The 6,647-nt window shown below is 47.4% G+C and carries 10 protein-coding genes and 1 pseudogene; 1 reads left to right on the forward strand and 10 read right to left on the reverse strand.

The genetic code is table 11. The features are described from left to right. The 7 genes and pseudogenes from F4X88_14810 to F4X88_14840 form a co-directional block, all read right to left on the reverse strand. Positions 1-627 (reverse strand): HD domain-containing protein (locus F4X88_14810; protein MYA57559.1); only part of this gene is annotated, 627 nt, incomplete at its 3' end. Positions 628-764: 137 nt separating this feature from the next. Further along, positions 765-1,187, reverse strand: a complete 423-nt coding sequence (locus tag F4X88_14815) for a hypothetical protein (GenBank protein MYA57560.1) — start codon at positions 1,185-1,187, stop codon at positions 765-767. A gap of 87 nt (positions 1,188-1,274) precedes the next feature. Beyond that, positions 1,275-1,559, reverse strand: a complete 285-nt coding sequence (locus tag F4X88_14820; GenBank protein ID MYA57561.1) for a hypothetical protein — start codon at positions 1,557-1,559, stop codon at positions 1,275-1,277. A 14-nt stretch (positions 1,560-1,573) separates the two neighbouring features. Continuing rightward, the gene (locus F4X88_14825) at positions 1,574-2,158 is read right to left on the reverse strand and encodes a hypothetical protein (protein ID MYA57562.1); all 585 of its coding nucleotides are present in this window, start codon (positions 2,156-2,158) and stop codon (positions 1,574-1,576) included. A gap of 128 nt (positions 2,159-2,286) precedes the next feature. Then, positions 2,287-2,397 (reverse strand): annotated as a pseudogene (locus F4X88_14830) (RraA family protein). 20 nt (positions 2,398-2,417) lie between these two features. After that, positions 2,418-3,236, reverse strand: coding sequence for a hypothetical protein (locus F4X88_14835; protein MYA57563.1), 819 nt, complete (start codon positions 3,234-3,236; stop codon positions 2,418-2,420). Positions 3,237-3,489: 253 nt separating this feature from the next. After that, positions 3,490-4,452, reverse strand: coding sequence for a hypothetical protein (locus tag F4X88_14840; GenBank protein ID MYA57564.1), 963 nt, complete (start codon positions 4,450-4,452; stop codon positions 3,490-3,492). A 126-nt stretch (positions 4,453-4,578) separates the two neighbouring features. On the opposite strand from F4X88_14840, the gene F4X88_14845 reads away from it, so the two are divergent. Next, positions 4,579-4,803 (forward strand): hypothetical protein, encoded by a 225-nt coding sequence (locus F4X88_14845; protein ID MYA57565.1) that lies wholly within the window; start codon positions 4,579-4,581, stop codon positions 4,801-4,803. An 89-nt stretch (positions 4,804-4,892) separates the two neighbouring features. Here F4X88_14845 and F4X88_14850 read toward each other — a convergent pair whose 3' ends face one another. The 3 genes from F4X88_14850 to F4X88_14860 all read right to left on the reverse strand — a co-directional run. Continuing rightward, on the reverse strand, positions 4,893-5,138 hold the full coding sequence (locus tag F4X88_14850; GenBank protein ID MYA57566.1) for a hypothetical protein: 246 nt from the start codon (positions 5,136-5,138) through the stop codon (positions 4,893-4,895). 155 nt (positions 5,139-5,293) lie between these two features. Further along, on the reverse strand, positions 5,294-6,100 hold the full coding sequence (locus F4X88_14855; protein MYA57567.1) for an RraA family protein: 807 nt from the start codon (positions 6,098-6,100) through the stop codon (positions 5,294-5,296). A 205-nt stretch (positions 6,101-6,305) separates the two neighbouring features. After that, positions 6,306-6,647: T9SS type A sorting domain-containing protein (locus F4X88_14860; protein ID MYA57568.1), on the reverse strand; the 342-nt coding region annotated here is incomplete at its 5' end.

The raw sequence follows: 6,647 nt of genomic DNA on the forward strand, positions 1-6,647 counted from the left end.
GATTTCGGTGAGTTCTAGCGTCACAGTTTCCACTGTTTCCCGAATTTCCCTGACATGAGTCGTCAACGCTGAGCGTTGTAACCTCATACTTTCGCCGGAATCGTCAAGTGCTTTCTGAACCGTATTTGAGAATCCTGTAGTGAGTTCATTTAAGCGGTCCTCAATATGTGGAAAAGTATCAATGGCTTGCTGGCGCAGTTGGCGGAAAGCATCCAATTGATTGTTTAAGCTATGGAGGAGTGGATCTAGTGTTTCAGCAATAGAAACAAGAGTTTCGCTTTGATCTTCAATTGTCATTAGCGATTCAGCCATTGAAACCAATGCTCCACGAGAGTGTTGAATACTCTCCGCCGCAATACGAAATTCAGTGGCGAGTTCATCCATTTGCTGACGGTATTGTTCCTGCCATCTATTCATTTCGCGAACACCCTCGTTGAATTGAACGAAGTTTTCGCCAAATTGCTCGTTAATTTTCATGTTGTAATCCCGGACGACCTCTTTTAGTGCTTCTACTAATAGGAGAGAACATTTTTCAGCAATCCTATCTGAAAAGGCACTAATTTCTTGCACCAACTGGATGTTACTGGACTCAATGTTTTTTTGCAGGGCTTGCAATTCGGTAAACACTGTCCCACCATTTGTACTGCTTAGGTAGTGTTTACATTGTGGCTCCGGATCCAGTCATGGCAAGGCTTCCATAGTTCTGCAATATCCATTTGATCTATAGACGTAAATTCTGATAGGCACTGACTTCCGGACGATTTTTATGATGGAATGTAAACACAACGTAGGGCAGTTTTTATATTGTTAAGGATGTCGTCTGTTTTAGCAATCGCTTTTATGCCCGGATCCTCGTTGGCATTACGCATCTGATATAGTGCAATTGTTTTTAGGGCAATCGCTGATCCAATACCCACAAGAGAGGTAAGAAACGCATGCCTAAGTCCTTGCAACAATCCCTCAATACCTTTTTGCATTTTATCCGGGTCCGGGTGAAAATCTTGAAGTCCCATATAAATTCCGAGAAAAGTTCCAAAGACCCCCACAACAGTTACAATTGAAGCACACGTATTGGTATGTGTATACCAACTTTTTTGCCGCTGCAAGAAGATAACTGCACTGACGAATATAAGAACTTGCCCAACTACATATTCAACCAAAAAAGTGTTCAAAAAAGTCTCCTTAATAAAATCAACAACGCATGTTTTCTATAAATTTGATTCTGATTGAAGTGCTATGAATTCAAAACATTCCTTGTGCCTTGCACTACTGAACTACAAAACCTCATTTCTCGGAGGCATCTCTATTTTCAGTTCGACCCCCAAGGCATCGGCAATCTTCAGGAGATCCCGTCTTTTATCTTGGCTATCTTGTGCTGTCAGGATGTAATAAGGACCCGATTCGACTTGTGTATGCTTCGGGTGTTTCACCGTATCAACGATTGACACATAAAAACGCTCGATATTACAAGCTCTCACCTTCTCTATCCCTAACTTCTCAATGACCGCAACGAAGGTCTTCGATATCGTATCCCGCTCGATCCTTTCACCATCCGGCATCGCTACAATGAATATCAGAAATGTAGAGGGTCTTCTGGAAGGGGGTGGGGTGGCACGTCAGTCTGAGACTGTTCAGGCTTCTGTTTCAGGGGCCTGCCGGTATTCTTCAGAAACGCTAAGGCCTGGTCCCTCCTCATTATATCGCGCAGCCTTTCAACGCTCGCTTTCGCTTCAATCGCGTCGATTTTGTCGAGGACCTCTATAATATGGTACAGGACAACACGCGTATATTCAGTATCTAAATCCGTATCCAGTGGTGGATGTGAGACTTGGTCCCGGGCGTGTTTGATAATATAGAGCAGACTTTTCACATGCGCCCGTTTATCACCCCGAAACCGCAAGCGGAAAACGTGCTGCCAATTTTCGATTATAATATCCGGAAAGTCCCGAATGTCAAGCGCACTTTCAATACTGCCGTCATTATTGTGTAGGTTTGTTTTAAAGTCGCTCGCTTGTTGTGAGGACAAAGACTCATAAATTGCATTTTTGATGGTTTTTCCCCAGATACGTCTCATGATGCGGACAATGAAAAGACGCATGGCATCTCGGAATTCATCAAGTGCCTCGATCAGCACAGCTTGATTTGGGCGTTTTACCACTTTATATCCTCCTTGGGGGGCACATAAGAACAATTTAGCGGAAAAGTTCCCTATTGAACACCGCTCTCCGCATCCTCTAAAATCCGCGAAATCCGTGTCATCCGCGACAATCCGCGATTCAGACATCTCTATTCCTGATCCTCACGCCATTTTGCAAAGTCCGCCTTGATCGCCTCCGACCATTTTTGGTCGATTTCCCCTGGCGTATACACGCCTTCGCGTAACCGTTGATGCCCGAACCAATGGTGTGTTTTCTCTGTTATCGGTCTTCGAGTCGACGGCGGAGTTGTTCTAATTCACGTTCTAATGCCTCCCGCCGATGCGCTTCTGTTTCCGCACGGACTTCTGCTGCTTCGGCACGGAATTCCGCTGTTTCCACACGCTTTTTTGCTGCAGCGTGAAGGCTACGTTCCTCTGTAGCAGTCGTGATCGGAGTGCCATCCGGCAGATACGGACGTAACAACCGGACATGGCTATGATGTTGATCCGTCCACCGGAACGACAAGTTTAAGGACTCGCTGAATAAGCCTCCATCCGCATCCGGAAGCATCTCAACAATATCACCTGATACCTCACGCCGCCATCCACGGAACTCCGCGGGTTTCTCCATCTCGGGTTGATGGATGAAATACTCTTGTGCCCCGATATCCCGCAGGTAGACCCCTACCTTGGCCTCGCGATCCTCATCAGCTGTCGAATCCGACAGAAACTCAAAAAGCACCGTAGGCACCGCACCTTCTGTCCACGTGTAGAAACTCCTGCGAAGTGGGAATTTCGCTGCACTTAAAACGACATAGATATCGGGGGCGACGTTCTTCGTGGTATCGCCTTCACGATAATAGATGAAGTTGTCAACGCCGATATAGATGTCGGGTTGCGTTGCGAAATAACTCGAGAGTTGTTCATACAAGATATTGATCTGTTCTCCGTGGAATCCGGTTGCGGGCATAGGTTCCTCGTCCTCATACGGGTAGCCTGGTATGTAAACAGTGGGTTTCCCGGTGGGTTTTGGGACAGTCGGCATATATTTTCGTTGTTTCTCTGCGAAGTCGTTAAGAGGTTTCATACGTCTCTCCATGTCTGTGGGTTTCTCTTAATTTTAGTAGAAGTCTGCGGGGTCGTCAATCTGAATACTGAAGGGTGCGTAAAGTTTTTGGGAGAAAAAAATAAACGACTTGGGCATGTTGTCAATCGGATTTGGACTTATCTTCTGAAGGCACTTTTCCCATCAGAATCCGCAAGGCTGAAAGCCGCTGATGATAATCGCTCTCTGTTTTAAACCTGCGTTTCATCTGGTTGATTCAGACTGATCCACAATCGTCGGAGATAGTCTAAGCCTTCAAAGTTTGGAGGAAGTCCTCAAAAGTCGCTATCTTCAACGCCGTGAGATGCAGTGCGTCGAGGCGATCCAGGTCGTCGATGACTTCGAGCGTCTGTTGCACACTCGGATCCTCGCGTCCCGGGAAACGCGTTTTCAGCACGGAGAGGATATTTTTGATGGCTGTCGCGCGCGTGCCTTGCTCAATGCCTTGCTCAATGCCGCGTTGTATGATGCGTTCGTAAACAGGGGATTCTTGCATAAGTGCCTCCAATGTTGGGTTCTGAAAAAGTTCAGGCGGATGGACTAACCCTCCGAAAACAGAAAGGGCATACAATAAGGTGCCCCGTGTCGCTTTGTCTACCGGAACGGATTTTGTCGTCTCTATACAGATCTCGACCCAGGCTTCAGCCGTCATATCCACAGGGGGCCGCATGAGTGGTGTGAAAGGTAGCAATCCAAGAGCCTCGGGGTTCAAAAACGATTCGCCTTCCAACGCATACACCCGCATCACATTATACTTGAATCGCAAGCCACCAGTCGTCTCGTCTCCATACTCGTAGGTCCCTGGGTCTGTTTGTCCTGCCGGTGGACGGAGATAGAAAACTGTGGAATAGACAGGCTTCTCATGCTGATGGACGAGAAAACTTGCATATGCCAACATCCGCAGGGGCATCGGTTTCTCTCGACTCTCGTCGGTTTGTGCCTCTATATGCAAGATCGCATCCTCGCTTTTATCAGGGAGCCGGATATGAAACGTCAAATCGCTGTGATGGACTTTCACCGTGGCTTGCTCTGTGTTCAGAGGGGGACCAACTTCCACGTGCGGTGTATTTAATGCTAACGCTGCGAGTTGATCGGGGGCGTACCCCGCCAAGTGCTTGAAGAGTTCATCAAAATGCGCCATATTTATATAATACGCGAAGGTGAGAAAAATGTCAACGGGATTTCTCAAAATCTCAAAACAAAGATGCACTTGAAATTTTCTCAACAGATGTGTTATCATTGCCGCAAAAAGGATAGGACTTAAAAACGGTGTAGTTTGTAGTCGCACAATTTATTACGCATTGCGGAAGTTCTAAATTCACAAAGGAGACAGAACATGAAACGTTATGGAAACCGTCACGGGAACTCTGGGATCGCTGCTTACGAAGAGGGTCCTGATTTCATCAAAATCCGGTTCACGAGTGGGGGTATCTATCTGTACACCTACGACAGTGCAGGCGAGGACGATATTGAGGAGATGAAAGCATTGGCGAAAGAAGGCGAAGGGTTGACGCGGTTCATCAACGACTTCCGGCCGGGCTATGCAAGGCGCGAACGTTAGACATCCTACTTTTATCAAATAGGACTTACGCAGGTCGCTCTTTTGTGGCATAACCTGTTAGGTTGTGCCCAAAGAACGTCTATATTTTTTTAGAGTTTATCCGCTAACGGAGCATCACTCTGATAGTTTTTGCTGATAATATCCGGGAAATCCCCAATGTCAATTGCACTTCTAAGAGAACCAACATTTCGTAGGTTTATTTGAAACTGGTTCGCCCGATTCGGTGGCAAGGCATCATAAATCACTTTTTCGATGGGTTTCCGTCTGATACGTCTCATGCCACGGGCAATGAAAAGACGCATCGCATCTCGAAATTCATCAAGTACTTCGCTCAACACAGTTCGGTTTGGGCGTTTTACCGCTTTATATGCCCCTTAGGTGTCACATAGGAACAATTTGACGGAAGAGTTCCCTATTGAACATCGCTCCTCGCGTCCTCCAAAATCCGCGAAATCCGTGTCATCCGCGACAATCCGAGATTCAGACATCTCTATTCCTGATCCTCACGCCATTTCGCGAAGTCCGCCTCAATCTCCTCCGACCATTTTCGATCTATTTCGCCTGGTGTGTAGACACCTTCACGGAGACGTTGATGCCCGAACCGATCGCGGAGTGCCACTTCTTCACCTTGCTCGACGACCTGTTGCGCGAAGTGCGGCGGAATAAAAATGACTCCACCACGCCGACCTAACACCACATCCCCCGGTAAAACCGTCGCCTCCGCAATACGGACGGGGATGTTAATACCCGTGAGTGTGACGTTCGCAATGCCTGTTGGATCTACACCCCGCACGAACGTCGCAAAATCCGGTAATTCGTAGATACCGTCCAGATCCCGGATACCACCCTCAATGACCATGCCTGTCCCGGTCTTCGCATAGATGGAATTGCCGAGATTGTCCCCGGCAAAAGTCCCGTCCTTCACTTTGCCGAAGAGATCAACAACGATGACATCATCGCGAACAAGCGTGTCAATCACCCATGAGTTTTGGCCGCCATCGCGTCCCTCTTTTTCGCCTTGTGCAGAGATAGCGTCGTTGAAGTCAGGACGGATCGGCACAAAGGCGCATGTCACCGCTCTACCGACAAGAATCCGATCTGGATGAAGATTCATCCAATCGCCAGCGAATTGAAACTTATAGTCGTTGCCATGTAGGACACCCCACGCCTGCTCGATACTGATCGCCTTCATCCGCTGAAGGATGTCGTCCGAGACGCGGGGCCGTCCATCGGGGAATCGGTCGCCTTCCCATAAGTGTGTCATCGCGAGGATGCTCTCTTTATTGATGAGTTGCACGTTAAGTCACACTCCTGTACTTGGTAAAATCTGCTCTATCTGATAGAATTTATCTTAACCTGAATTTGAAAATAAATGCGTAGGTCGGGTAGGGCGAAAGCGAAACCCGACAGTCCTCTTTTATCAAATTCACGTCATCTTAAATGTTTATATTCATAGATGGATTCTTGCTTCATCGGGTGATCGCACATTTCTCAAAAATGGCTTACTTCCGTATCAACATTTTGCGCGTTGCGGTAAAGTCGCCTGCGGTGAGTGTATAGAAATACAGACCACTCGCCACGGGTTCGCCTATCTCATTTCTACCATTCCAATACGCTGCGCGGTTACGACTTTGATAGATCCCAGCAGGTATATGTCCCAACACCAGTGTCCGAACCAATACTCCATTTACTGAATAGATACGCACTGTAACCCCCGCAGGTTCCGAGAGTTGATACGGTATCCATGTCTCTGGATTGAACGGATTCGGATAGTTCGGAAGCAGTCTTGTCTCCTCCGGAATCAGCAACGCTAAAAGACTTTGAAGGTAAGCGATACCCTCTCG

The organism is Candidatus Poribacteria bacterium (assembly GCA_009839745.1).
GTDB lineage: Bacteria > Poribacteria > WGA-4E > WGA-4E > WGA-3G > WGA-3G.

Excerpts from the sequence above, each read along its gene's own strand:
- F4X88_14820 (MYA57561.1), bottom strand. The coding sequence starts at position 1,559 with ATGCCGGATGGTGAAAGGATCGAGCGGGATACGATATCGAAGACCTTC.
- F4X88_14835 (MYA57563.1), bottom strand. The coding sequence starts at position 3,236 with ATGGAGAGACGTATGAAACCTCTTAACGACTTCGCAGAGAAACAACGA.
- F4X88_14845 (MYA57565.1), top strand. The coding sequence starts at position 4,579 with ATGAAACGTTATGGAAACCGTCACGGGAACTCTGGGATCGCTGCTTAC.